Origin of the sequence: Clostridium algoriphilum, from assembly GCF_020443705.1 — a bacterium.
GTDB classification, from domain to species: domain Bacteria; phylum Bacillota; class Clostridia; order Clostridiales; family Clostridiaceae; genus Clostridium_AD; species Clostridium_AD algoriphilum.
In genome coordinates, this window is the sequence record NZ_JAIZZK010000124.1 from 1 (window position 1) to 646 (window position 646).

Sequence of the window (646 nt, forward strand, 5' to 3'; positions counted from 1 at the left end):
AAAGAAAAAATAAAATATTATGCATCATCAGAGATGGGAGCTTGGGCAGCGTGTAATCCTACAGCAGTCGAAGAAACTGCTATTGAACTAAGAACTGCATATGAAAAATATAAAGTAAGTATACAAAAGTAGTAGCTTTTTAAGCTGCTACCTACACTGAAAATACACTAATAAAAAGTTTGGAGGCAATACTAATGGATATTAAAAAACTTCATGAAACATTTACATCACTTTATGGCAAGGATAGCGAGTCTACATTTTTCTCTCCGGGGAGAATAAATCTTATAGGAGAACACATTGACTACAATGGTGGATTTGTCTTCCCGTGTGCTTTAGATTTCGGAACTTATGGTTTAGTAAGAGTAAGAAATGATAATAAAATTAATTTTGCTTCTACAAATTTTGACTTAAAGGTTACAATGAATTTAGACGATTTAATAAAATATGATATCAAAGATGACTGGGCTAATTATCCTAAAGGAGTAATAAAGGTCATGCTTGATAAAGGACATGCCGTCAAAGGAATGGATATTTTAATAAGTGGTAATATACCTAACGGAGCAGGATTATCTTCTTCTGCGTCTCTAGAAGTTCTTACAGGCGAAATCATAAATAATCTATTTAATAATAATAGTATTAGTATGCT

1 protein-coding gene is annotated in these 646 nt (G+C 31.9%); it reads left to right on the plus strand.

Features of this window, described 5'->3' with window-relative positions; all coding sequences use genetic code 11:
- Window positions 1-194: 194 nt before the first annotated feature.
- Window positions 195-646, plus strand: a 452-nt coding sequence (locus LGK95_RS22225) for a galactokinase family protein (RefSeq protein ID WP_319001955.1), incomplete at its 3' end; no start/stop codon positions are given.